The sequence below is a fragment of the Kluyvera intermedia genome (assembly GCF_034424175.1).
GTDB lineage: Bacteria > Pseudomonadota > Gammaproteobacteria > Enterobacterales > Enterobacteriaceae > Kluyvera > Kluyvera intermedia.
Window position 1 is genome coordinate 4,219,860 of sequence record NZ_CP139986.1, and the last position, 23,284, is coordinate 4,243,143.

Annotated in this window: 27 protein-coding genes; 8 read left to right on the forward strand and 19 right to left on the reverse strand. The window is 53.5% G+C overall.

Features of this window, described 5'->3' with window-relative positions:
* Window positions 1-43: 43 nt before the first annotated feature.
* Window positions 44-1,000, forward strand: a complete 957-nt coding sequence (locus U0026_RS20300; protein WP_062776079.1) for a DMT family transporter — start codon at window positions 44-46, stop codon at window positions 998-1,000.
* Between the two features lie 142 nt (window positions 1,001-1,142).
* Here U0026_RS20300 and U0026_RS20305 read toward each other — a convergent pair whose 3' ends face one another.
* On the reverse strand, window positions 1,143-2,792 hold the full coding sequence (locus tag U0026_RS20305; protein ID WP_062776078.1) for a methyl-accepting chemotaxis protein: 1,650 nt from the start codon (window positions 2,790-2,792) through the stop codon (window positions 1,143-1,145).
* Between the two features lie 230 nt (window positions 2,793-3,022).
* Here U0026_RS20305 and ytfE point away from each other — a divergent pair, with 230 nt between their 5' ends.
* Window positions 3,023-3,685 (forward strand): iron-sulfur cluster repair protein YtfE, encoded by a 663-nt coding sequence (gene ytfE / locus U0026_RS20310; RefSeq protein WP_062776076.1) that lies wholly within the window; start codon window positions 3,023-3,025, stop codon window positions 3,683-3,685.
* Between the two features lie 37 nt (window positions 3,686-3,722).
* Here ytfE and nudI read toward each other — a convergent pair whose 3' ends face one another.
* From nudI to fklB, 3 genes are all read right to left on the reverse strand, one after another.
* Window positions 3,723-4,148, reverse strand: coding sequence for a nucleoside triphosphatase NudI (nudI, locus tag U0026_RS20315; protein WP_062776074.1), 426 nt, complete (start codon window positions 4,146-4,148; stop codon window positions 3,723-3,725).
* Between the two features lie 258 nt (window positions 4,149-4,406).
* Complete coding sequence (cycA, locus tag U0026_RS20320) at window positions 4,407-5,813, reverse strand: D-serine/D-alanine/glycine transporter (protein ID WP_062776073.1); 1,407 nt, start codon at window positions 5,811-5,813, stop codon at window positions 4,407-4,409.
* Between the two features lie 301 nt (window positions 5,814-6,114).
* Window positions 6,115-6,735 carry an FKBP-type peptidyl-prolyl cis-trans isomerase gene (gene fklB / locus U0026_RS20325; protein ID WP_062776071.1) on the reverse strand — a complete coding sequence of 207 codons (621 nt, stop codon included), beginning with the start codon at window positions 6,733-6,735 and terminating at the stop codon, window positions 6,115-6,117.
* Window positions 6,736-7,060: 325 nt separating this feature from the next.
* On the opposite strand from fklB, the gene U0026_RS20330 reads away from it, so the two are divergent.
* Window positions 7,061-7,696: a LysM-like peptidoglycan-binding domain-containing protein gene (locus tag U0026_RS20330; RefSeq protein ID WP_062776070.1), complete on the forward strand. Its 636-nt coding sequence runs from the start codon at window positions 7,061-7,063 to the stop codon at window positions 7,694-7,696.
* A gap of 92 nt (window positions 7,697-7,788) precedes the next feature.
* On the opposite strand, the gene U0026_RS20335 is transcribed toward U0026_RS20330, so the two are convergent.
* The 5 genes from U0026_RS20335 to rpsF all read right to left on the reverse strand — a co-directional run bounded on the left by U0026_RS20335 (window position 7,789) and on the right by rpsF (window position 10,302).
* Complete coding sequence (locus U0026_RS20335) at window positions 7,789-8,718, reverse strand: DMT family transporter (RefSeq protein WP_062776068.1); 930 nt, start codon at window positions 8,716-8,718, stop codon at window positions 7,789-7,791.
* 146 nt (window positions 8,719-8,864) lie between these two features.
* A complete protein-coding gene (rplI, locus tag U0026_RS20340) occupies window positions 8,865-9,314 on the reverse strand; it encodes a 50S ribosomal protein L9 (RefSeq protein WP_062776066.1) in 450 nt (149 codons plus the stop codon).
* 39 nt (window positions 9,315-9,353) lie between these two features.
* Window positions 9,354-9,581: a 30S ribosomal protein S18 gene (rpsR, locus tag U0026_RS20345; protein WP_002210155.1), complete on the reverse strand. Its 228-nt coding sequence runs from the start codon at window positions 9,579-9,581 to the stop codon at window positions 9,354-9,356.
* 4 nt (window positions 9,582-9,585) lie between these two features.
* Window positions 9,586-9,900, reverse strand: a complete 315-nt coding sequence (priB, locus tag U0026_RS20350) for a primosomal replication protein N (protein WP_062776065.1) — start codon at window positions 9,898-9,900, stop codon at window positions 9,586-9,588.
* A 6-nt stretch (window positions 9,901-9,906) separates the two neighbouring features.
* On the reverse strand, window positions 9,907-10,302 hold the full coding sequence (rpsF, locus tag U0026_RS20355) for a 30S ribosomal protein S6 (RefSeq protein ID WP_015966190.1): 396 nt from the start codon (window positions 10,300-10,302) through the stop codon (window positions 9,907-9,909).
* A gap of 339 nt (window positions 10,303-10,641) precedes the next feature.
* Between rpsF and U0026_RS20360 the strand changes: the two genes are divergently transcribed.
* On the forward strand, window positions 10,642-10,917 hold the full coding sequence (locus U0026_RS20360; protein ID WP_062776063.1) for a YdgH/BhsA/McbA family protein: 276 nt from the start codon (window positions 10,642-10,644) through the stop codon (window positions 10,915-10,917).
* 154 nt (window positions 10,918-11,071) lie between these two features.
* Here U0026_RS20360 and U0026_RS20365 read toward each other — a convergent pair whose 3' ends face one another.
* The 6 genes from U0026_RS20365 to ulaA are packed head-to-tail and all read right to left on the reverse strand — an operon-like array spanning window position 11,072 to window position 15,478.
* On the reverse strand, window positions 11,072-11,755 hold the full coding sequence (locus U0026_RS20365; RefSeq protein ID WP_062776061.1) for an L-ribulose-5-phosphate 4-epimerase: 684 nt from the start codon (window positions 11,753-11,755) through the stop codon (window positions 11,072-11,074).
* Window positions 11,755-12,609 (reverse strand): L-ribulose-5-phosphate 3-epimerase, encoded by an 855-nt coding sequence (locus U0026_RS20370; RefSeq protein WP_062776060.1) that lies wholly within the window; start codon window positions 12,607-12,609, stop codon window positions 11,755-11,757. Before U0026_RS20370 ends, U0026_RS20365 begins: the two co-directional genes overlap by 1 nt.
* A 9-nt stretch (window positions 12,610-12,618) precedes the next feature.
* Complete coding sequence (ulaD, locus tag U0026_RS20375) at window positions 12,619-13,269, reverse strand: 3-keto-L-gulonate-6-phosphate decarboxylase UlaD (RefSeq protein WP_062776058.1); 651 nt, start codon at window positions 13,267-13,269, stop codon at window positions 12,619-12,621.
* A gap of 13 nt (window positions 13,270-13,282) precedes the next feature.
* Window positions 13,283-13,750, reverse strand: a complete 468-nt coding sequence (gene ulaC, locus U0026_RS20380) for a PTS ascorbate transporter subunit IIA (protein WP_062776056.1) — start codon at window positions 13,748-13,750, stop codon at window positions 13,283-13,285.
* 9 nt (window positions 13,751-13,759) lie between these two features.
* Entirely contained in the window at window positions 13,760-14,065 is a 306-nt protein-coding gene (ulaB, locus tag U0026_RS20385; RefSeq protein ID WP_062776053.1) for a PTS ascorbate transporter subunit IIB, read from the reverse strand.
* A gap of 12 nt (window positions 14,066-14,077) precedes the next feature.
* The gene (gene ulaA, locus U0026_RS20390; RefSeq protein ID WP_062776052.1) at window positions 14,078-15,478 is read right to left on the reverse strand and encodes a PTS ascorbate transporter subunit IIC; all 1,401 of its coding nucleotides are present in this window, start codon (window positions 15,476-15,478) and stop codon (window positions 14,078-14,080) included.
* A gap of 362 nt (window positions 15,479-15,840) precedes the next feature.
* On the opposite strand from ulaA, the gene ulaG reads away from it, so the two are divergent.
* Together ulaG and ulaR are read left to right on the forward strand one after the other, a co-directional pair.
* Window positions 15,841-16,905 (forward strand): L-ascorbate 6-phosphate lactonase, encoded by a 1,065-nt coding sequence (ulaG, locus tag U0026_RS20395; RefSeq protein ID WP_062776049.1) that lies wholly within the window; start codon window positions 15,841-15,843, stop codon window positions 16,903-16,905.
* Window positions 16,906-17,237: 332 nt separating this feature from the next.
* Window positions 17,238-17,993 carry an HTH-type transcriptional regulator UlaR gene (gene ulaR / locus U0026_RS20400; RefSeq protein WP_062776047.1) on the forward strand — a complete coding sequence of 252 codons (756 nt, stop codon included), beginning with the start codon at window positions 17,238-17,240 and terminating at the stop codon, window positions 17,991-17,993.
* Here the strand turns inward: ulaR and yjfP are convergent.
* The gene (gene yjfP / locus U0026_RS20405; RefSeq protein WP_062776045.1) at window positions 17,990-18,727 is read right to left on the reverse strand and encodes an esterase; all 738 of its coding nucleotides are present in this window, start codon (window positions 18,725-18,727) and stop codon (window positions 17,990-17,992) included. The two genes, ulaR and yjfP, sit on opposite strands and share 4 nt — an antisense overlap.
* A gap of 205 nt (window positions 18,728-18,932) precedes the next feature.
* On the opposite strand from yjfP, the gene bsmA reads away from it, so the two are divergent.
* Entirely contained in the window at window positions 18,933-19,241 is a 309-nt protein-coding gene (gene bsmA, locus U0026_RS20410; protein WP_062776043.1) for a biofilm peroxide resistance protein BsmA, read from the forward strand.
* Between the two features lie 130 nt (window positions 19,242-19,371).
* Window positions 19,372-19,647: a DUF1471 family protease activator YjfN gene (gene yjfN, locus U0026_RS20415; RefSeq protein WP_062776042.1), complete on the forward strand. Its 276-nt coding sequence runs from the start codon at window positions 19,372-19,374 to the stop codon at window positions 19,645-19,647.
* 59 nt (window positions 19,648-19,706) lie between these two features.
* Here yjfN and U0026_RS20420 read toward each other — a convergent pair whose 3' ends face one another.
* The 3 genes from U0026_RS20420 to rlmB form a co-directional block, all read right to left on the reverse strand.
* Window positions 19,707-21,329 (reverse strand): isovaleryl-CoA dehydrogenase, encoded by a 1,623-nt coding sequence (locus U0026_RS20420; RefSeq protein WP_062776039.1) that lies wholly within the window; start codon window positions 21,327-21,329, stop codon window positions 19,707-19,709.
* A gap of 81 nt (window positions 21,330-21,410) precedes the next feature.
* Window positions 21,411-22,499 carry a tellurite resistance/C4-dicarboxylate transporter family protein gene (locus U0026_RS20425; RefSeq protein ID WP_062776037.1) on the reverse strand — a complete coding sequence of 363 codons (1,089 nt, stop codon included), beginning with the start codon at window positions 22,497-22,499 and terminating at the stop codon, window positions 21,411-21,413.
* Between the two features lie 50 nt (window positions 22,500-22,549).
* On the reverse strand, window positions 22,550-23,281 hold the full coding sequence (gene rlmB, locus U0026_RS20430) for a 23S rRNA (guanosine(2251)-2'-O)-methyltransferase RlmB (RefSeq protein WP_062776036.1): 732 nt from the start codon (window positions 23,279-23,281) through the stop codon (window positions 22,550-22,552).
* Window positions 23,282-23,284 lie beyond the last annotated feature (3 nt).

The following is a 23,284-nucleotide window of genomic DNA, read 5'->3' on the forward strand; positions in this document are numbered from 1 at the left end:
CCTTCCTACACTTGGCGCATGATAAATAGATCAGGATGTCATGATGATTAGCGGTGTGCTGTACGCTCTGTTAGCGGGGTTAATGTGGGGGCTGATTTTTGTCGGGCCGCTTATCGTACCGGAATACCCGGCGGTGTTGCAGTCTATGGGACGTTATCTGGCGCTGGGGCTGATTGCCCTGCCGCTGGCATGGCTGGGGCGTCAACGTTTACGTCAGCTCTCGCGGCAGGATTGGTGGACGGCGCTGGCGCTGACGATGGTCGGTAACGTTATCTATTATTTTTTCCTTGCCAGCGCTATTCAGCGTACCGGTGCGCCGGTCTCGACGATGATTATTGCCACCCTGCCGGTGGTGATCCCCATTTTCGCTAACCTGCTTTACAGTCAGCGAGACGGCAAGCTTTCCTGGCTTCGGCTGATGCCCGCGCTGGTGCTGATTGGCATCGGGCTAATGTGCGTTAACGTGGCAGAGCTTCGTCAGGGGTTGCCTGATTTCAGCGGCTGGCGTTACGGCTCGGGCATCGCACTGGCCTCCGTATCAGTGGTGTGCTGGGCATGGTATGCGCTGCGTAACGCCCGATGGCTGCGTGAGAACCCGGACAAACCACCGCTGATGTGGGCCACCGCGCAGGCGCTGGTGACATTACCCGTTTCCGTACTCGGCTACGGTTCGGCCTGCCTGTGGCTGCATGTGCGGACACCCGATTTCGCACTGCCTTTCGGCCCGCGCCCGGCGATGTTTATTGGATTGATGGTGGCAATTGCCGTGCTGTGTTCATGGGTAGGCGCGCTGTGCTGGAACGTGGCTAGCCAGCGGCTGCCGACGGTAATTTTAGGGCCGTTGATTGTCTTTGAAACGCTGGCGGGGTTGCTGTACACCTTCTTATTACGCCAGCAGATGCCACCAATGTTGACGCTGAGTGGGATTGCGCTGCTGGTGGTAGGCGTGGTGATTGCGGTGCGGTCTAAACCGCAGAAACCGGCGGTGGTGCCGGTATGAGGCTCAGTGCCTGTGTTGCCTGATGGCGCTGCGCTTATCAGGCCTACAAGGTCTGCACGATAAATGTAGACCGGATAAGGCGTTTACGCCGCCATCCGGCAATCAAAGACCGGCAGAAATGCCGGTCTTTGAAGCACAAGGCTTAGAAGGTTTCCCAGTTCGCTTCATTCATCGACGCGGTTTTCGCCGTTGGCACAATGGCCTTCTTCACCGGCGCTTTTTGCAGCTGCTGCTGGCGCGTGATTTTAAACACCGCCACCGTTTCATTCAGTCGGGCAGCCTGCTCTTCCAGCGCGGCGGCGGCCGTTGCCGACTCTTCCACCAGCGAGGCGTTCTGCTGCGTAACGCGATCCATCTCAGCGACCGCCTGCCCAACCTGGTCGATCCCACGGCTTTGCTCGTCAGAAGCGGAGGCGATTTCACCCATAATATCGCTCACACGGGTGACCGCATTGACGATTTCCGCCATCGTAGCCCCGGCTTCGTGAACCAGCGCGGAACCGGCGCTAACGCGATTGCCAGAATCATCAATCAACCCTTTGATCTCTTTTGCTGCCTGTGCGCTGCGCTGCGCCAGGGTGCGAACTTCTCCGGCGACCACCGCAAAACCACGCCCCTGTTCACCGGCACGGGCGGCTTCTACCGCGGCATTCAGCGCCAGAATGTTAGTCTGGAAGGCAATGCCATCAATCACGTTGGTGATCTGCGCAATCTTGCTGGAACTGGCGGCAATTTCATCCATAGTCCGCACGACTCCATCCACCACATTCCCGCCCTTCTGCGCCGTCGCCGACGCATTATGCGCCAGTTGGGTCGCCTGGCGAGCGTTGTCGGCGTTTTGCTTAACGGTAGCGGTTAACTGCTCCATGCTAGCGGCCGTTTCTTCCAGCGATGCCGCCTGCTGCTCGGTACGCGATGAAAGATCGTTGCTGCCCGCCGAGATTTCGCCCGCACCGGTGTAGATGGTGTCCGCACCCTCGCGCACCACACCGACGGTGTTCGCCAGTGACTGCTGCATCTCGTTGACGTTGCGCGCCAGCAGCGCCATTTCGTTGCTGCCTTCAGTATTGATGTTGTTGGTCAGGTCACCTTCAGCGATATGGCGGATATGCGCCATCACTAAATGCAGCGGCTTTAACAGCACACGCTGCATGGCTACCCAGCTCATGATGATGACGGCAACGACCATCAGCATGATCGCCGCCAGCGTCCACAGAATACGCGTGTAGTCGCTCTCATTTTGCTGGATACCGGCATTGGTTAATGACGCCTGCGCCGCACGCCAGTCCTGGTAAACCGCCTGCATAGCCTGCTGTTTCTGTTCGGCGTTCTGTTTAAACATCTCGTCCAGCTTGCCTTCCGCCAGCAGTTCGTTCATGCGGGCGAGCGTTGCCGAGTAAATACCGTACTGCTTCTCAAGATTGTCTGACAGGTGCTCATCTAACCCCGGTGTTTCAGGCAGCGCGTAGTATTTGTCGTAATGACGTTTTGCCTCGGCCAGCAGATTATTGGCAGTATCCACCAGCGTTTTCAATTCACCGCCGTTGATACTACTCGCCATGCTACCTTGCAGACGCAGCATGCCACGGTTAAGAGTGACGCGCGCCTGGTTGAGGCTTATCCACGCATCGGTAAACTCCGCCACGTTCTGGCTGGAGAGCTGTGAAACGGTAAAGTTCTGCTTATCATTGTTGACCGCACGCACGAATACGCCCGCTGAGATAAGCTGCATTGCGCCCAGCGCAAGCAACACGATAATCAATACGGTGATGACTTTTATTCTTTTAAACATCATTTGCCTTTCTAGTGCAGGTGATCTGAAGTCTCACTATCGGCAGTATGGCGGGGTTATTTAATCGATTCAGGTCTTACCAGAACCATTCTTAATAAGATTCAGCACCTTAAACATAAATAAATTTTTGTGACAGTCGTCACTTAAATCCGCTCCCTCTAAAGGGGTATATCTTTATTTAAAGATGTATTTAAAATACAACTTATACTATTGATGACGAGGTAACTGCTATGGCCTTCCGCGACCAACCCTTAGGCGAGCTTGCGCTCTCCATTCCACGCGCATCCGCGCTGTTCCGTAAATACGATATGGATTACTGCTGCGGCGGTAAGCAGACGCTCGCACGCGCGGCTGCAAGGAAAGAACTGGACGTAGAAGTGATTGAAGCGGAGCTTGCGAAATTGGCAGAAGAGCCGGTTGAGAAAGACTGGCGTATTGCCCCTCTGCCGGAAATCATCGACCACATCGTGGTGCGTTACCACGACCGTCACCGTGAACAACTACCAGAGCTGATTTTGCAGGCTACCAAGGTTGAACGCGTTCACGCCGACAAACCTAACGTGCCAAAAGGTCTGGCGAAATACCTGACCATGCTGCACCAGGAGCTTTCCAGCCACATGATGAAAGAGGAACAGATTCTGTTCCCGATGATAAAACAAGGCATGGGCAGCCAGGCGATGGGGCCAATCAGCGTGATGGAAAGCGAGCACGATGAAGCCGGTGAACTGCTGGAAGTGATTAAGCACACCACGCAGAACGTCACCATTCCGCCGGAAGCCTGCACTACCTGGAAGGCGATGTACAACGGCATTAACGAAATGATCGACGATCTGATGGAACACATCAGCCTCGAAAATAACGTCCTGTTCCCGCGCGCGTTAGCCGGAGAATAAGACCATAAGCCGCCTCCTGCTGGGGGCGGTTTTTTATTTACAGCAGTCCTTTCTGGCGGAACGTTTCCTGCGTCGCCACATTCAAATCCATGCCAGCCAACGCTTCGGGTTTCACCCAGGCAATTTCTTGAAACTCTTCATTGAAGGTCACGTCGCGGTTAGCGCTTACGCAATCGAAGATGAGATAAATCATGTAGATCTTTTCGGTTGTTCCGTCGGCATAGGTTTTCACCCGCACGTCGTCACGAAAGGCCCAGGGTTTCACTTCGGTGATATCTAACGCGTCACCAAGCTCTTCACGGATCTCTCGTCTGAGTGCCTCTTCCATTGTTTCGCCGGGTTCCATGCCGCCGCCGGATAGCGCCCATTGATTCGGGAAGACGCCACGGTCAACGGCCATTTTACACAGCAGGTATTCGCCCTCGTTTTGAATTACCGGGCAGACAATCGTTCTCTGACGCATTTCATCTCCATATGCTTTCAGGTGTGGCGGGGACGTTAGCATGTTGAAAGTCGGGGGGCTACGAGGTGGGGCGCAAAAATGAAGAAAGCGCCACGATGGGCGCTTTGTGCAGTTTCCCCTCACCTCGGCCCTCTCCCCAAAGGGGCGAGGGGGAAAATCGCATCGAGCAATCTTCTCTCCCGGAGAACAACGGTGAAAATCGCACCAGACTGTCCCCTCTCCCCCTAGGGGAGAGGGTTAGGGTGAGGGGGAAGTCTCTTACTTAGCTCGCTGATTCTTACGCAGGAACATCCAACCCAGTCCCAACACGATAAACCAAATAGGCGTCACCATCAGCGCTTCACGGGTATCGGCTTCCAGCGTCAGCAGCACCAGCACGAAAGCGAAGAACGCCATACATACCCAGCACATCACTTTGCCCAGCGGCATTTTGTATTTGGAAGATTCATGCAGATGTGGACGCTGTTTACGATAAACCAGGTAAGAGCACAGGATAATCGTCCAGACGAACATAAACAGAATTGCCGATACGGTGGTAATCATGGTGAACGCGGCGATCACGCTTGGGTTCACCATCAGCATCACCACGCCACCCAGCAGGCAGATACAGGAGAAGGTCAAGCCCTTCGCCGGTACTGCACGTTTGGAGAGCTTAGCGAACAGGCCAGGTGCTACGCCATCTTGCGCCAAACCAAACAGCATGCGGCTGGTTGAGAAGACGCCGCTGTTGGCGGACGAGGTGGCTGAGGTCAGCACCACAAAGTTGATGATACTGGCCGCGGCCGGCAGGCCTACCAGCATAAACAGTTCAACGAACGGGCTCTTATCCGGCACCACTGAACTCCACGGGGTCACGGACATGATGACGATCAGCGCGAACACGTAGAACATGATGATACGAATAGGAATGGAGTTAATCGCGCGCGGCAGCGATTTCTCTGGATCTTTAGTTTCAGCAGCGGTGGTACCCACCAGCTCAATACCTACGAAGGCGAATACCGCTATCTGGAAGCCTGCGAAGAAGCCGCTAATCCCTTTCGGGAACCAGCCGCCATCATTCCACAGGTGAGCAAAAGAAGCTTCAACACCGGTCGGTGATGTAAAGTGCGTCAGCACCATGACAAGACCAACGATAATCAGCCCCACGATGGCGACAATTTTGATCATCGCAAACCAGAATTCCATCTCTCCGAACATCTTAACCGTGGCAAGGTTAAGGCTCAGCAGCAGGACAACCACCGCTAGCGAAGCGACCCAATCAGAGAGTCCGGGGAACCAGAATTGGGCATAGGCGGTTATCGCCACCACATCGGCCATCCCGGTGACAACCCAGCAGAACCAATACGTCCAGCCGGTAAAATAGCCTGCCCACGGGCCCAACAGGTCGGCGGCAAAGTCACTGAACGACTTATATTCGAGGTTGGAGAGCAGCAGCTCGCCCATTGCACGCATCACGAAGAAAAGCATAAAACCGATGATCATATAAACGAAGATGATCGACGGCCCCGCGAGGCTGATTGTTTTCCCCGAGCCCATAAACAGACCTGTCCCGATGGCGCCGCCGATCGCGATAAGTTGAATATGTCGGTTAGTTAGGTTTCGCCGTAGCGTCTGTTCAGTCGGCTCCTGCCCATCGGCAGCAGCGACCTTGATCTGATCAACCATGTGATTTCTTCCTGTTGTTTCTGTCTGTGTTGTGCGGGCTCTACTGGCCCTTTATGTCGTCATGCAAGACGATCCTATCTATAGGATGCCTCGATATTAGGTAAGAATCGGAGGGATGAATACTATGATTTAAATATAATGTTAATTTTATGTTTAAAGTGAGTGTTATATCACCTCACCTATGGGAAACAGCTCACAAAAATACACGCAACAGCGGTATTTGCAAGATTAAATCCCAGGATATATCAAACTTCAGGAGTTTGTATCCCCTCCCCTTGCGGAGAGAGGATAAACGCGAGGATTACAGGATTTCCAGTAACTCGACGTCAAAGACCAGAGTGCTGAACGGAGGGATAGATGCACCCGCGCCACGCTCACCGTAGGCCAGTTCGTGAGGGATAGTCAGTTCCCATTTAGAGCCAACTGGCATCAGGGTCAGCGCTTCAATCCAGCCTGGAATCACGCCATTAACCGGGAATTCAGCCGGTTCGCCACGTGCAACAGAACTGTCAAAGACGGTGCCATCAATCAGTTTGCCGGTGTAATGCACGCGAACGTGGTCGGTACGTGCCGGGATTGCGCCTTCACCCTGGGTCAGAACGCGGAACTGCAGACCGGTTTCGGTGCTGTTTACGCCGTCTTTTTCACGGTTTTCTTCCAGGTATTTCACGCCATCTTCTGCCATTGAGGCAAAACGTTCGCGACGAACCGCGTCAGCACGTTCGTGGATTTCACGCAGCGCACGGTGAACAACGTCTACTGGTACAGCAGGCTGTTTGCCTTCCAGCGCGTCAGCAATACCGGCAACCAGTGCTTCCGGCAGTAAACCCTGCAAACCGGACTCGCTCAGCTGCTGTCCTACCTGCAGGCCAATACCGTAGCTTGCCTGTGCTTCAATGGTGTCAAAAGTCGGGGTGGCCATCGTCTTTCCTTTCTTCGGGTATAAAGTAGCGGGCAGCATAGCAGCCACGCCGCATAGGGTAAAACTTTGTGTCAGGAAAGATGACAAATTACCGGGAAAAAGAAACAATAAATATTACCTATGGGATATGATGAAAGAATGCTTTACCACGTTCATCAGGCAGTTATACCCAAAATAATTCGAGTTGCAGGAAGGCGGCAAGGGAGTGAATCCCCAGGAGCTTACTCCTGTAAGTGACTGGGGTGAACGAGTGCAGCCAACGCACCTGCAACTTGAAGTATGACGGGTATAGTTGATAGCGAAGACACGGAGCAGGAGGAAAGCCATGCCCGGGAGATTTGAAGTGAAACCTTTGCTGAAGAAAATCTGGCACGCGCCGGACGATCTCCGCATCCTGGATCCGCTGCCGCTTGCCCACCGTCGCGGGGTGATTATCGCCGTAGTGGTGGTGATTATCGGCTTTTTACTGCCTTCCGCAGATGACAGCCCACCGGCTCCGGTCAGCCGTAATGCGCAGCTGGACTTCCAGTCACAGTCCATGCCGCAGCCTGATGCACAGCCACTGCATGCACAGTTGGTGACGCCGACAAATGACCTGGATCAGGTGGCACCGGTAGAGCCAGAACCGGTGCAGGAAGAGCAGCCAACGGAACAGGCCGCGCCGTCACGCACTCAACCGTATCAGGAGAACGCCAATAGCAATGAATGGCGTACCTATCAGGTCGAGGCCGGGAAGACGATGGCACAGCTGTTCCGCGACAATAACCTACCGCCAACCGATGTGTATGCCATGGCGCAGGTTGAAGGTGCAGGCAAGCCGCTGAGTACGCTTAAAAACGGCCAGAAAGTGCAGATTCGTAAAAACGCGAATGGCGTGGTGACGGGTTTAACCATTGAGTCCGATAACGGACAGGTGCTGTTTACCCGTCAGGCAGATGGCAGCTTTATTCGCGCTCGCTAACCGTGCGAATTGCCGGGTGGCGGATTCGCCTTACCCGGCCTACGATCTTGATGCCTGGTAAGCGCAGCGCCATCAGGCATCAAGATAAAGCGTTACCGCTTCACCTTGTTCACCCACCAAATCCCCGAACACACCAGCACCAGCGCCAGCGCATATTTCCACTCAAAAATATTCTCCCCGAGGAAGATAGCCGATAGCACCGAGCCCGATACCGGGATCAGGAAGTTAAACGGCGCAATCATGCCCACGCGATTGTATTTGAGCAGAATGCTCCACAGAGCGAAAGCCACTGAAGAGAGCAGTGTCAGGTAGCCCAGAATCGCCACCGATGAGATACCGTGGAAGGTAAGATGACCGCCGCTAAGGTAACCGCCTACCACCAGCGCCAGGCCACCTAGCGCCAGTTGATAGCCCGTCATGACCGTTGGGTCGACGGTTTGTGAGATGCGCTTCCCATACAGTGAGGCCGCCGACAAAATAAAGGCCGCCAGCACGACAGAACCATCACCCAACAGGCTAAAGCTGAAGTCCAGCAGGCCGCTGTTGAAGTTCACTACCATCACGCCCGCAAAACCCAGAATACAGCCCAGCGTTTTGTTATAGCTGAGCTTGTCATTCTGGTAGATAAAGTGCGCCAGCAGTACGCTAAAGAAGGTGCCGGTCGCATTCATGATCGAGCCTTTAACCCCGGTGGTGAAGGCAAGACCAATATAGAAGAAGATATATTGCAGCGAGGTTTGCGTGAGCCCCAACAGCGTCAGTTGCCCGAATTGACGAGGGCTTAAGCGAGCGATCGGTTTTCGCTGTGCCAGCGCCAGTAGCAATAGCAGCAGCCCGGCAAACAGGAAGCGGTAACCAGCAAAGACAATTTTGGTCGGGATATCGTCGGCGGCAATCTGGAAAATTTCATATCCGCTTTTGATAGCTGGATAGGCGCTTCCCCATAGCAAGCAGCAGAAAGCTGCTGAGATATAAACGACGTTCTTGCGAGAAAATAACGGCGGCTGGCTGAGAGTATCCATTCTTTCACCATAAATTAAAATTATGTTTTATTTTTATGATTATCGCGAAAAGGATGAAAGATAGCCAGTTGAAAAGTGGTGGGGTCAGAAAGCAAAACGCCGGCACAAGGCCGGCGGTTTGTTGTTACCAAAACGTGGGTTGCTGATTAAGCAGCAACAACGTTGATGATAACTTTAGCGAATACTTCGCTGTGAACCTGGAAGTCCACTTCGTGCTCGCCAACAGTACGCAGAACGCCGTTCGGCAGACGAACTTCGCTCTTAGCAACATTAACGCCAGCTGCAGTAACTGCATCAGCGATGTCGCGAGTACCGATGGAACCGAACAGTTTACCTTCGTCGCCAGCTTTAGACGCGATGGTTACTGATTCCAGTGCTACGATCTGTGCAGCACGAGCTTCTGCAGCGCCCAGAACGTCAGCCAGTTTAGCTTCCAGTTCTGCACGACGTGCTTCGAAGAATTCAACGTTTTTCTTGGTAGCAGGAACAGCTTTGCCCTGTGGTACCAGGAAGTTACGAGCGTAGCCCGCTTTAACGTTAACTTGATCACCCAGGGTGCCCAGGTTTGCTACTTTATCAAGCAGAATAACTTGCATTACCTTATCCTCTTAAAGTCGTTAATAGACGGCGGCCGATTACTGATGACGATCGGTATACGGCAGCAGGGACAGGTAGCGAGCGCGCTTGATGCAGCGAGCCAGCTGACGCTGGTATTTTGCACGAGTACCGGTAATACGGCTCGGGACAATTTTACCGCTTTCGGTAATGTAGTTTTTCAACGTTGCGATGTCTTTGTAATCGATCTCAACAACGCCTTCCGCGGTGAAACGGCAGAACTTGCGACGACGGAAATAACGTGCCATATGGCTAGTCTCCAGAATCTATCAATTCAATCTGCTCGGCATGCAGAACCATTTTGCTCAGGCCATTCTTTGCTTTGTGGCAACAGATAAAACCCTGAACGGTGACTGCACTGCCGACCGTTATACTGTGAGTAATGGCTTGGTTTTCGTGTCCGCTAATAATAACGGGCATTTGGCACCATGCCTGCCGGTGGAAACCGGCTTCCTCTTGCACAGAACGGTGCTCAAGCACGAACTGGCAATGAGGAATTCCTGATGGGCTGACCTTGCGAAGCGGCGTCCTGCACACAGTGCCGGATAACACCAGACGGTTGGTCATCAGAAATTACTCTTCAGAATCCCCAGCTTCAGCATCATCTGCGGTTTCATTTGCGAAATCGTCACGACGTTCACGACGCTCGTCTTTCGCTTTAACCATTGGAGATGCTTCGGTAACAGCGTGCTTAGTACGCATAACCATGCTGCGGATAACGGCATCGTTGAAGCGGAAGTTTGTTTCCAGCTCATCGATCGCTTCCTGCGGGGCTTCAACGTTCAGCAGAACGTAGTGAGCTTTGTGCAGTTTGTTGATCGGATAAGCCAGCTGACGGCGGCCCCAGTCTTCCAGACGGTGGATCGTGCCTTCTGCTGCAGTGATTGCACCAGTGTAGCGTTCGATCATACCCGGAACCTGTTCGCTCTGGTCAGGATGGACCATAAAAACGATTTCGTAATGACGCATCGAATTGCTCCTTACGGATTATTCAGCCTCCTGTCTGGGTCAGCCGAGGCCCATGGAGGCAAGGAACGTGTTAAAGGTCGGCTGAAAAATGACGCGTAATAGTACTTGCGCCCCTCTGGAAACACAAGCTGATTGCGCAAAAAATTCGCACAAAGCGCAAAGTGAGCCTAAGTCGGTGATTTAAAATTAAACAGCCCGATAAGCGGTAATTTTTTGAACAACAGCATCAGAAATGGTCTCGGTGGAGTTGCCGCAGACGGATTACACTTATATCAGAAGTCACCCACAACCAGAGGAGAGCCCCGCGTTAACGTCAGGACTGTCGGTAAGGAGTCAAGTATGAAAAACATCATTTTTGCCATAATAGCTGCGTTACTGGTAAGCACCAGCGCACAGGCTGCCATTAAGATTGATGGCCGTCAGGCACGTAACATGGACGATGTGCAGAGCCTGGGAGTTATCTATATCAATCATAATATCGCCACTGAGCAAGAGGCCGACCAGGCACTCAGTCAGCAGAGCGATGCACAGGGGGCCAAATACTATCAGCCTATCCTGATGCATGAGCCGGGAAGCGATGGGTTAATCCACGCCAGCGCTGCTATTTATCGCTGATACCCGACCTTCGCCCCCGCCTAGGGGGCGAAGCATAAAAAGCCCCGAAACCAGACCAGTAACATCCCGTGGGAGTACAAATTTCGGGGCGTGATGCTTTTTGTCGGTAGCCTGAGTGGGATTCCGGCGGCGCTGCGCTTGGCCGGGCTACGGGTTACTGCCCGTAATAAGCATTTGGGCCGTGCTTACGCATGAAATGCTTATGCATCAGGTAATCATCAATATGGTTGAGCGCCGGGTTAATAGCACGCGCAATCCACGCCATTCTCGCCACCTCTTCCATCACCACCGCATTATGTACCGCATCGTGCGCATCTTTACCCCAGGCAAACGGGCCGTGCTGATAGACCACAACGCCCGGCGTATGCAGCGGCTCAGCATCACCCAACGTTTCGATGATCACTTTGCCGGTGTTCAGCTCATACTCGCCCTGCACTTCTTCTGCCGTTAACGCCCGAGTGCAGGGAATGTCGCCGAAGAAGTAGTCCGCGTGGGTCGTCCCCAGCGCCGGAATAGCCAGCCCCGCCTGCGCCCAGGCCGTGGCGTGGGTGGAGTGGGTATGCACTACGCCGCCAAGCGAGGGGTAACGCTGATACAGCGCCAGATGGGTCGCGGTATCAGAAGAAGGACGATAGCGACCTTCCACGACTTTCCCTGACATATCCACCACCACCATATCGTCAGCGGTCATGCTCTCATAGACGACACCGCTAGGCTTAATCACCACCAGCCCACGTTCACGGTCAATAGCGCTAACGTTACCCCAGGTAAAAGTCACCAGCCCGTAGCGCGGCAAGTCCATATTGGCGTCGAATACCTGCTGTTTAAGCTCTTGCATTATGCCACCTCCACAAGGCCCGCACGGGCCATTCGCGCTTTCACCCAGTCACGCGCTTTGGCCACTTCTTGCGCCGGGTTATCAGAGGTTTCGCTCCACATTTCAATCAAATATGGGCCGCAGTAACCGCTCTCTTTAAGCGTTTCAAAGCAGCGTTCAAAATCAACCACGCCTTCACCAAACGGCACATTTTTGAAGACGCCGGGTTTGGTGTCTTTCACATGTACGGCGACGATATGCCCAATTCCGGCCTGGAGTTCCATCTGCACGTCGTTATCCCACGCCGACAGGTTGCCGATATCTGGATAGAGCTGGAACCATGGGTTATTCAGATAGTGCGCGTAGCCCAGCGCTTTGCTGATCGAGTTCATCAGCGGGTAGTCCATGATCTCCATCGCTAGCGTCACCTGCGCACGGCTGGCCATCTCGACGCTCTCTTTCAGCCCATCGCGGAAACGGCGGCGCGTTTCGTTGTTGGCTTCCTGATAGTAAACGTCATAGCCCGCCAGCTGGATAACGCGGATACCAATATCCTGTGCGAACTGAATCGCCTTGCGCATAATCTCCAGACCCTGCGCCCGCACCGCATCGTCTTCACTGCCTAACGGGAAACGGCGGTGAGCGGAGAGGCACATGGACGGCACCCGTACGCCGGTTTCGGCAATCGCGCTCACCAGCGCCAGACGCTGCTCCCGGCTCCAGTCAAGCCGGGCCAGCCGCGCATCGGTTTCATCCACCGACATTTCGACAAAATCAAACCCCAGCTCTTTTGCCAGCTGTAGCCGCTCCATCCAGCACTCCCCGGCGGGGAGCGCTTTCTCGTAGATACCGAGCGGTGTGTTATTTAACGACATAGCCGCTCCTTAGCCCCAAAGCTGGGCAATAGAGCGTTTAAACTGACGCGCTGCTTCTACCGGTGAAGCAGCATCACGAATACTGCGACCCGCAATAAAGACGTGAATCGGAATGCCTTTGAACAACGGCAGATCTTCCAGCGCCAGGCCGCCAGTCACCGTGACCTTAAAGCCCATATCCGCCAGACGCTTGATGGCGCTGATATCCGCCTCACCCCACGCCACGCCCGCCGCCTGCGCATCACGGCTGCGGTGATACACTACCTGCCTGATACCGGCGTCGCGCCACTCCTGCGCCTGTTCCCAGGTCCAGAAGCCTGTCAGCTCAATCTGGACGTCGCCGTTGAACTCTTTCGCCACGTCCAGCGCGCCTTTAGTGGTGTTGATATCCGCGCAGCAGATCACCGTCACCCAGTCAGCATTGGCTTCAAAGCACATGCGCGAGAGGATTTTGCCCGCATCGGCAATTTTGGCATCCGCCAGCACGATTTTATGTGGATACAGCGCTTTCAGGTCGCGAACCGCACGCACACCTTCGGCCACGCAAAGAATGGTGCCAACTTCAATAATGTCGACTTCATCGGCAATCAGGCGCGTTGTTTCATACGCGGAGGCCATTGATTGGTTATCCAGTGCAACCTGCAACATAGGTAATGACATTTTGGTATTCCTTTTAAACAGCCGCCGCGTTGGCGTTATCAATTAAATCCAGCACTTCCTGCGCGGTGCGGCAGGCGCGTAAACGGTCGAAGTTGGCTTCATCATCAAACAAATTGACGATCTGCATGATGCCCACTTCCTGGTGAGTGTTGGCATCAACTGCCGCCATGGTTATCAGGATATCGACCGGGTCGTTATCTTCGTGGTTAAACACCAGCGGCGTTTTTAGCGTCACTAGGGCAAAGCCGGTTTTCTTAACGCCCTCTTCCGGGCGCCCGTGCGGCATCGCCAGACCCGGCGCAATGACAAAGTAAGGGCCATGTTGAGCAACGCCATCTAAAATGGCCTGGTAGTAGCGTGGCTCGACCACGTCAGCTTTAACCAGCAGGTCAACGCCCAGCTTGACCGCTTCCTGCCAGGTTGCCGCAGCGGCTTGTAAAAGAATGGCGTCGTTGTCCACCAGCGAATCACGTAATTTCATGGCGCTTCCTTACTTCACGTCCTTCGGAAAATGTTCTTTGATCACTTCAAGCAGCTTCGGCCCAAAGTCGGCAGGCGACAGCATGTTGCGCACGCCTACGACGTATTTGTTGCCGGAAACGGTGATTTCGCCAGCGATATGGGTGGAGGCGATAATAATGTCCGCGCCGCTCAATTCACTTTTGTATTCCCCTACCGCGCAGCTGTTCACCGTATGGTCAATGTTTGACTGCGTCAGGAACTGATCCACCTTCATTTTCATGATCATGGAACTGCCTTGCCCGTTACCACATACAGCCAGAATACGTACGGTCATAGTCAAAACTCCTTATTGAGCAGAAGCGTCTGCCAGTTGTTTTTCCGCATCTTCCTCAGCGCGCAGCGCGCGTCCGGCGAAGACCATATAAGCCAGTGCAATCACAATAATGACGGCCATAAAGACGATGCCGACGGAGGCGAAGCCCTGCATCATCGGCGGTGCCAGAATTGACCAGTCCGCCATACCCATCCAGGCGCTCATACCGGTGAGTTTCACCGCCCAGACGCAGCCAAAGATTTCAATCATGCCCATCACCAGACAGATCTTGAGTGCCGCGCGCCAGCCGCCAAAGTGGTTAGCAAACACGCCAATGGTGGCGTTGGAGAAGAACATCGGGATAAAGCCAGGGATGATGAGAATGGAAGAACCGATGCCAACCAGAATACCGACGGCGATCAGCTGACCGATGGTGCCCCACATAAAGCCCCAGACCACGGCGTTCGGCGCGAAGCTATAAATTGCCGCACAATCGATTGCCAGCACAGCGCCTGGGATCAGGCGTTGAGAAATGCCGTTGAACGCTTCAGAGAGCTCGGCGACAAACATGCGCACGCCCTGAGTGATGATGAAAATCGCCACCGCAAATGAGAAGCCGGTTTGCAGGATATAGACTGTCCAGTGGGTTTTCCCCGCCATCGCCTGGACAACATCAATACCGAAAGAGAGCAAAATCGCGCCAAAGAAGATGGTCATCACAATCGCCGTGGAGACGATATTGTCGTGGAAAATATTCAGCCAGCCCGGCAGTTTGAGGTCTTCCACGCTCTCTTCTTTCTTGCCCAGATACGGCGCGATTTTATAGGCGATCCATGACGCAAACTGCTGCTGGTGTCCAATGGAGAAGCCGCAGCCGTCGGTCACTTCTTGCGTTGGCTTGTACATCATGTTGGACGTGATGCCCCAGTAGAGCGATACCAGTACCGCCGTGCAGATAATGGTGGTCCACATCGGGTAACCGAAGATATAGAAGGAAACCGCAATCAGCCCCGCCTGCTGGAACATGATGTGCCCGGTGAGCATGATGGTGCGAATACCGGTAATCCGCCGCAAGAGCACGTAACAGATATTCAGCGCCAGCGCTAACAGCACGGCATAGCCCACCCAACTATAGGCGTCGCCCATACGTTCGATGGTTGCCATCATGGAGGCGTAGGTATCAGAAATCGCGCCGTTGATGCCATAAACCTCAGACATCTTCGCCACCACCGGTTTAAAGGTGCTGGTCAGAATGCCGGACCCGGCCTGCAACAGCATAAAACCGATAATTGTTTTAATGGTGCCTTTAATAATCACGCTGACGCTTTTACGCAGCAGGATGTAGCCAAGGCAGGTCACGATACCCAACAGCAGCGGAGCGTTGGTCATCACCTGGTTAAAAAAGACGGTAAAGATGTTGTAGAGGATCTCCATCACGCTCTCCAGTCATTGAGGGAGGCTAAACCTACTCCGAGGTTAGCCGGGTGCCACACACTCTAATAATCAAAAATAATCACAACAAGATTCAATATGATTAATTGTGACGCGCGCCGCAATAATAAGCGCATCTTTAGCATGGAAATGCTTTGCAATAAAATCGCATGAGAATAAACGATTAAAATCAATAAATTAGAATTCATACATTGGTTAATCATTGATTATATGTCGTTACTTCCGGAACCAATACACCTCATTTCACGAAAATTACCCCATTGCATTCATGAAAAAACGATGCCAATATAAATCATAACAAATCACATAATGATTACTTATGACAAGTAAAAGAGGAAAACACGATGAGCAAAGTAGAAACTATCTCGCGGGAATCCTGGATCCTGAGCACCTTCCCGGAATGGGGAAGCTGGCTGAATGAAGAGATTGAGCAGGAGCAGGTCGCGCCGGGAACCTTTGCAATGTGGTGGCTGGGCTGTACGGGGATCTGGTTGAAATCAGAAGGCAGCGCCAACATCTGCATCGACTTCTGGTGTGGTACCGGTAAGCAAAGCCACGGTAACCCATTGATGAAGCAGGGACACCAGATGCAACGGATGGCTGGGGTGAAAAAACTGCAGCCAAACCTGCGTACCACGCCGTTTGTACTGGACCCGTTTGCCATTCGCCAAATTGATGCTGTGCTGGCGACTCACGATCATAATGATCATATCGATGTGAACGTCGCCGCCGCCGTCATGCAGAATTGTGCTGATGATGTGCCATTTATCGGGCCGCAGACCTGTGTTGATCTGTGGATCGGATGGGGCGTGCCGGAATCACGCTGCATCGTGGTTAAACCAGGCGATGTAGTGAAAGTGAAAGATATTGAAATTCATGCGCTTGATGCATTTGACCGTACGGCACTGATCACCCTACCAGCGGATCAAAAAGCGGCTGGCGTGCTGCCAGACGGTATGGATGCGCGGGCGGTTAACTATCTGTTTAAAACCCCGGGCGGTACGCTGTATCACAGCGGTGATTCCCACTATTCCAACTACTACGCTAAGCACGGTAACGAACACCAAATCGACGTCGCACTGGGCTCATACGGTGAAAACCCACGCGGGATTACCGATAAAATGACCAGCGCCGATATGTTGCGTATGGCGGAAGCGCTGAATACCAAAGTGGTGATTCCATTCCACCATGATATCTGGTCAAACTTCCAGGCCGATCCTCAAGAGATTCGCGTGCTGTGGGAGATGAAAAAAGACCGTCTGAAGTACGGATTCAAACCATTTATCTGGCAGGTTGGCGGCAAATTTACATGGCCGCTGGATAAAGATAACTTCGAATACCACTATCCGCGCGGTTTCGATGACTGCTTTACCATTGAGCCGGATCTGCCGTTTAAATCGTTCCTGTAGTTTGTTGGCTACGCAGAAATCCCGGCGGCGCTGCGCTTGGCCGGGCTACTCGTGCGGTTTCGATGACTGCTTTACCATTGAGCCGGATCTGCCGTTTAAATCGTTCCTGTAATATTTGGGTTACGCAGAAATCCCGGCGGCGCCGCGCTTGGCCGGGCTACTCGCGCACAAAGAGGTAGCCCGGCCAAACGTAGCGCCGCCGGGGGAAATCCGCGCACACCCACACATAAACGGTGCTTCCGGAAATTCCCCACCTCATCGGGATATAGTTTTAGTATTTTGCTGATTTTTCAAATATCATCTTTACTCATCATTTCTTTTCGGATTAGCTCATGACGGAAGCGCAAAGACATCAGATTCTACTGGAACTGCTGGCACAAGCGGGCTTTGTTACAGTAGAGCAGGTGATTTCCCGTCTGGGGATCTCACCCGCCACGGCCCGCAGGGACATTAACAAACTCGATGAAAGCGGCAAGCTGAAGAAGGTGCGCAACGGCGCCGAGGCTATCAACCAGCAGCGCCCAAGCTGGTCGCCGATGAATATTCATCAGGCACAGAACCACGATGAAAAAGTTCGGATTGCCAAAGCCGCTGCACAGCTGGTGATGCCGGGCGAAAGCGTGGTGATCAACTGCGGATCGACCGCCTTTTTAGTCGGCCAGGAGATCTGCGGCAAGCCGGTGCAGATCATCACCAACTACCTGCCGCTCGCCAACTACCTTATCGAGAAAGAACACGACAGCGTGATCATTATGGGCGGCCAGTACAACCGTAGCCACGCGATTACGCTTAGCCCACAGGGTAGCGAGAATAGCCTCTACGCTGGACACTGGATGTTCACCAGCGGCAAAGGACTCACGACGGAAGGGCTGTACAAAACCGATATGCTGACTGCGATGGCCGAACAAAAGATGCTGAACGTGGTGGGCAAACTCGCGGTACTGGTCGACAGCAGTAAAGTCGGTGAGCGAGCGGGCATGCTGTTTAGTCGTGCCGATGAGATTGATATCTTAATCACCGGCAAACAAGCAGACCCCGAGATCCTCAAAAAGCTTGAAGATCAGGGCGTACAGGTGGTCCGCGTCTAAAGATGCTGGCGGAAAAACGCTACCGTACTCGCCAGTGCTTCAGGCGTAATGCGGTGGCGAACGCCCGATTGCCAGACACAGGTTAGCCGTTCATCCAGATGGGCTTCTCGCAGCGCCTGCTGTAGACGGAAGGTTTCCCCTGCGGGCACCACATCATCTTCTTCGCCATGCCATAGCAGTAACGGACGATCGGCCAGCCTCGCAAGTTGATGCCCGACATCCCATTTTGCCAACGGTGCCCGCAGCCGTTCCTGCTCCTGCGTTGTCGCTGCAGTGGGTGGGAACAGAGAGTGCGATAGCGACGTGAAGTAGCCCGACCCCATCAGACTCGCCACGCATTTCAGTTCAGGATGCTGCGCCATGAGCCCCAGTGCGGTCATTCCGCCCATTGATGCACCGGCAACCGCCACTCTTCCCTCACTCACCAGCCCGCTCGCCAGCAGTGCATCTCTTAGCGCGGGAAACTCGGTGAAGTTCTGCACCAAAATCTGCCAGAAATGCTGCATCCGTCCTTCGCTATCTCCGGTAAAGCGTTCACCGTGATCGGCAGCGCTGGGCATAATGACCCGAAAACCCGCCTGCGCTAATGCCACTGCAAAATAGCTATAAACCACGTTAGAAGAGGTAAATCCGTGATAAAACACGATGCTGGGAAGCGCTTTTTCCACGTATCCTTTGGGGCAGGCATGGAGAATTTGTTGTCCTGCCAGCGTGCGCATTTCCAGTTCAATCATGAGTTAACTCCTTTAGCTATGCTGCTAAGGCATACGAAATTGATGCAGTAATATGACGACAATACCCTTGATTGATAACATTGAGAACCCGGTTACGGTTTCAGGTTATTTTCATTCGAAAATAGCGCTATGGTTAACAATTCAGGAACATTAACCTAAAAGGGAATTTTTTCCCCACTACACTATGTCTATCAGGAAACGGGAAATGGCGATAAAACGGTTTATCCCTATGTTGTTGGCGCTCATGCTGAGCGGTTGCACCCTGCTGGAAGGCACGCCCGAAGCGCCCCCAGCAGTAACCGACCACCCGCAGGAGATTCGCCGCAACCAGACGGAAGGTTTGCAGCGCATGGGTACAGTCAGCGCGCTGGTACACGGCTCGCCGATGGACGTTGAAGAGACGATCAGGGCAAAAGCCACCGCGCAGAAAGCGGATTACTATGTGATCGTCATGATTGATGACACCGTAGTGCCGGGGCAGTGGTACTCACAGGCCATTCTTTACCGTAAGTAACCTTTTATTCGCTTTACGTAGGTTTGCACCACTTCACGTTTCCTTGATGCACAATGGCGCCTCTGTCTGAATACAGGATATGCGTCTGCTATGGACTGCCCCCACTGGGTTATGTGAAATGGAGCTGACGATGAAACAATCATTTACCTTATCTACCCTGCTATTGCCCGGCGGCTCGCACACTACGGCGGCACAATCCGCAGAGTTTGCCAGCGCAGATTGTGTCACCGGGCTTAATGAAATCGGGCTGATTTCAGTGAATAACGTTGCCGGAAGCCTGGAAGATGTCGAGATGGAGATTGCCCGTAAGGCAGACGAGCAAGGCGCCTCCTGGTATCGTATTGTTCAGATGTATGAAGAACCGCAGCAAGATAACTGGCGAGCACAGGCGATAATCTATGCCTAAGACCAGCCAATAGTGGAAGATGCGTTAACGCTGTAACGCCTCTTCCACGCCCCAATGACTCACCGAACGCCCCCCGTCGCGCGACTCAATACCTCATTGATCACCTGTTCATTCAGTAACACGCCACCGCGTGAGTCCAGCATCATCTGGCACCATGCTTGAGCCAAAGGTGGAGACGCATAACGCAGCATCTGTGCCCCAACGCCCAGTAAATAAACCTGGCCCGTAATTTCGCGTCCCATTGCCTCTGAAGGCTTTCGTAGCCGCTGCTGTAACTGCCGCCATTGGCGGTCGAAATGACGATCCAGCCCTTTAACTTCCGCACACTCGGCGGCCAACAGCGAAACGGCATCCGGTTGCTTCATCAATACGCGCAATACGTCGAGGCACATGATGTTACCGGAGCCCTCCCAAATACTATTCACCGGCATCTCACGGAACAGACGAGGCAGTTCACTCTCTTCGCAATAGCCGATACCGCCCAGCACCTCCATCGCTTCTGCAACAAAAGGAATACCCGCTTTGCAGATGGCAAATTTGGCCGCAGGGGTAAACAGCCGCGCCCACAGCGCCTCCTGCGGGGAGCGAGATTGCCCCCAGGCGCTGGCGAGGCGAAACAGCAATGCAGTTTGCCCTTCCAGCTGTAACGCCATTTTGCCCAGAACCTGGCGCATTAACGGGAGATCAACCAGATTATGGCCGAATGCCTGACGCTGGTACGCATGGTAGACAGCCACTGATAACGCACGACGCATCAAACCGTGGCTGCCAAGCGCACAATCAAAACGCGTCAGGCCGCCCATTTTCAGGATCTGCCGGATACCGTCCCCCTCCTCACCGATTGGCCAGCCGAGCGCTTGATCAAATTCCACCTCGCTGCTGGCATTGGCGCGGTTACCGAGCTTATCCTTCAGCCGTTCCAGCCTAATCGCGTTACGCGTGCCATCGGGCAATAAGCGCGGTACAAAGAAGCAGGTTAACCCGCCATCAGCCTGTGCCAGCACCAGATGAGCGTCGCTTTGTGGTACGGAGTAGAACCATTTATGCCCGGTGAGTTGATAGCTACCATCCGCCAGCCGTGCGGCACGGGTGCTGTTGCTTAGGACGTCTGAGCCCCCCTGCTTTTCCGTCATGCCCATACCGATAAGCAGTCCGCGTTTCATCGCACCCGGCTGCTGATGTGGGTCATAACGGTCACTGTTTAAAGGCGTGCGCCAGTCTGAAAATAGCGGCGGCAGCGTTTTCAATAGCAAAGGCGTGGCGGCAAATGTCATGGTGATGGGGCATAACGTTCCGGCTTCTACCTGCGCATGCAGCATAAAGCGTGCGGCGCGGGCGACAAATGCTCCGTTGCGCGCCTCTTCTTCCCAAGGGAGGTTATGCACACGGTTGGCACAGAGCCCCTGCATCAACAAATGCCAGGCAGGATGGAAGCGAACGTCATCTTGCCGTTGCCCTTGCGGATCGTAACGAAGCAATTCAGGGGGATGTGCATTGGCTAACCGTCCCAACTCCAGTGATTCGGCGGTGCCAAACTGTTGACCAATACTGGCGAGCAGGTCGCTGTCCCAACCCGCATCGTGACGGGCAACCGCCTCGCACAGGGCGATATCAGATAAGAACAGATTACTGTTGTTTAAGGGGGTCGGTTGATTAAAAACGGTATGAGTCTGCCAGCGCACTGTCTCTCCCTCCGTCAATGGGCAATGCCCTAAGTATGGACGGAGGTGAAGCATCAACAGCGTGCAAGGTCACAAAATAGGTTATTGCACCTTAATTCTCTTGCAGAAAGAGGCCAGCATCCAGAGGTAAAAACCTAGCCACAGCAGTAAAACTCCGACCATTGCGACCCTAACCCATTCAGTGGGTAAATCAACCTTGAGATATTGCATAACGTTCATTGTTGTGACGGCAAACATGCCGGAAGGGAAAACAATAGACCAGTTGCCAGGCGAATATGCCAGGTTCAGTGAACGCGTTACCGTACGCCAGACTAGAATCGTCAACAGCAGTATCAGCCACCATGCCGCTGCCGCCCAAAGGAAAAAGGTGATGGTAATTATCGATGGGGTAACGGCGAGAAACAGATCATGATGATCGTTTTCCAGCACCTTTACTCCAGCCAACGAAGCAATCGCCAGCGCCCCCATATTAATCCACCATGAGGGAGAAAAATCTTTACGGTTTACCGATCTGAATAGCCATTTGAAGAAGATCAGCGGGATAATAATGAAATAAAGCATGATGCTCGCCGACCACAACGCCGTAAGCATTAGCACCTGCAGTTGCGGCGCAGTACCTCGTAGCGACATGCCCAATACCACAATAGAACACCCTGACACGGTGCACAGCAGCCATAGCCCATCGAGTCCCTGTGCAGGCGAACACTTATCCTTAGACATGGCGATACCGGCAATTAGCGAGAAGATCACCACCAGATACAGGGAAATGCTGATAAACAACAGCACATTCGGCATGCTATGGAGCGTCGTTAACGCATTGTATTGCACACCAAGCACGCTGGTGCCCGCGACCATCGTCAAGTAGCCAGGGCCTTTATCGGAGTGAATCAAATCCTCCCACACTACCGTAGGGTATGTGATGAGTTTAGCGATTGCTAAAATGAGGCAGAGTGCATAGTGAAGCGTATTAAGGTAGAGCAGGGCTCGTGCAATGCTGTGAAAACCCGCCGTCTCGCAACCAATACTGACGATACCGGTCGCCATGACCAGGGCAAAATAGTTATAGGGGAAGTGAGCGATAATTCGCGGAATCAGAGATGAACAAGGAGCAGGATTCATGAATAGCAGCCACTTTTCGTCAAGAGAGGCGGATGAAATTAATGCGGTCACCCTCTCCGTTAGGAAGTAGGGTGACCGCATTACGCTGTCACCCTGAAAGCTTAGCCGCGCTGGCGTACCGCTTCAAACAAACAAATGCCGGTCGCAACGGAGACGTTCAGCGACGACACGCTGCCCGCCATCGGAATGCTGATCAGTTCATCACAGTGTTCGCGGGTCAAACGACGCATGCCTTCACCTTCCGCGCCCATCACCAGCGCCATCGCACCGGTCATTTTGCTCTGGAACAGAGTATGCGTGGCTTCACCAGCGGTACCGACAATCCAAACGCTCTCTTCTTGCAGCATACGCATGGTACGCGCCAGGTTTGTCACGCGGATAAGCGGCACGTTTTCTGCGGCACCACAGGCGACTTTTTTCGCCGTCGCGTTCAGTTGCGCCGAGCGATCTCTTGGCACGATAACCGCATGGACACCGGCAGCATCCGCGCTACGCAGGCAGGCGCCGAGGTTATGCGGATCGGTAACGCCATCGAGGATCAGCAGGAACGGTTTGTCGATTGACGCAAGCAGCTCCGGCAGATCGTTTTCCTGATACTGACGACCCGGCTTCACGCGCGCAATGATCCCCTGGTGCACCGCACCTTCGCTTTTCTCGTCCAGGTACTGACGATTTGCCAGTTGGATCACCACGCCCTGCGCTTCCAGTGCGTCGATAAGCGGCATCAGACGCTTGTCATCGCGGCCTTTCAGAATAAAAACTTCCTGAAAACGTTCAGGCGCACGTTCCAGCAGTGCCTGCACTGCATGGATGCCGTAAATCATTTCGCTCATTCA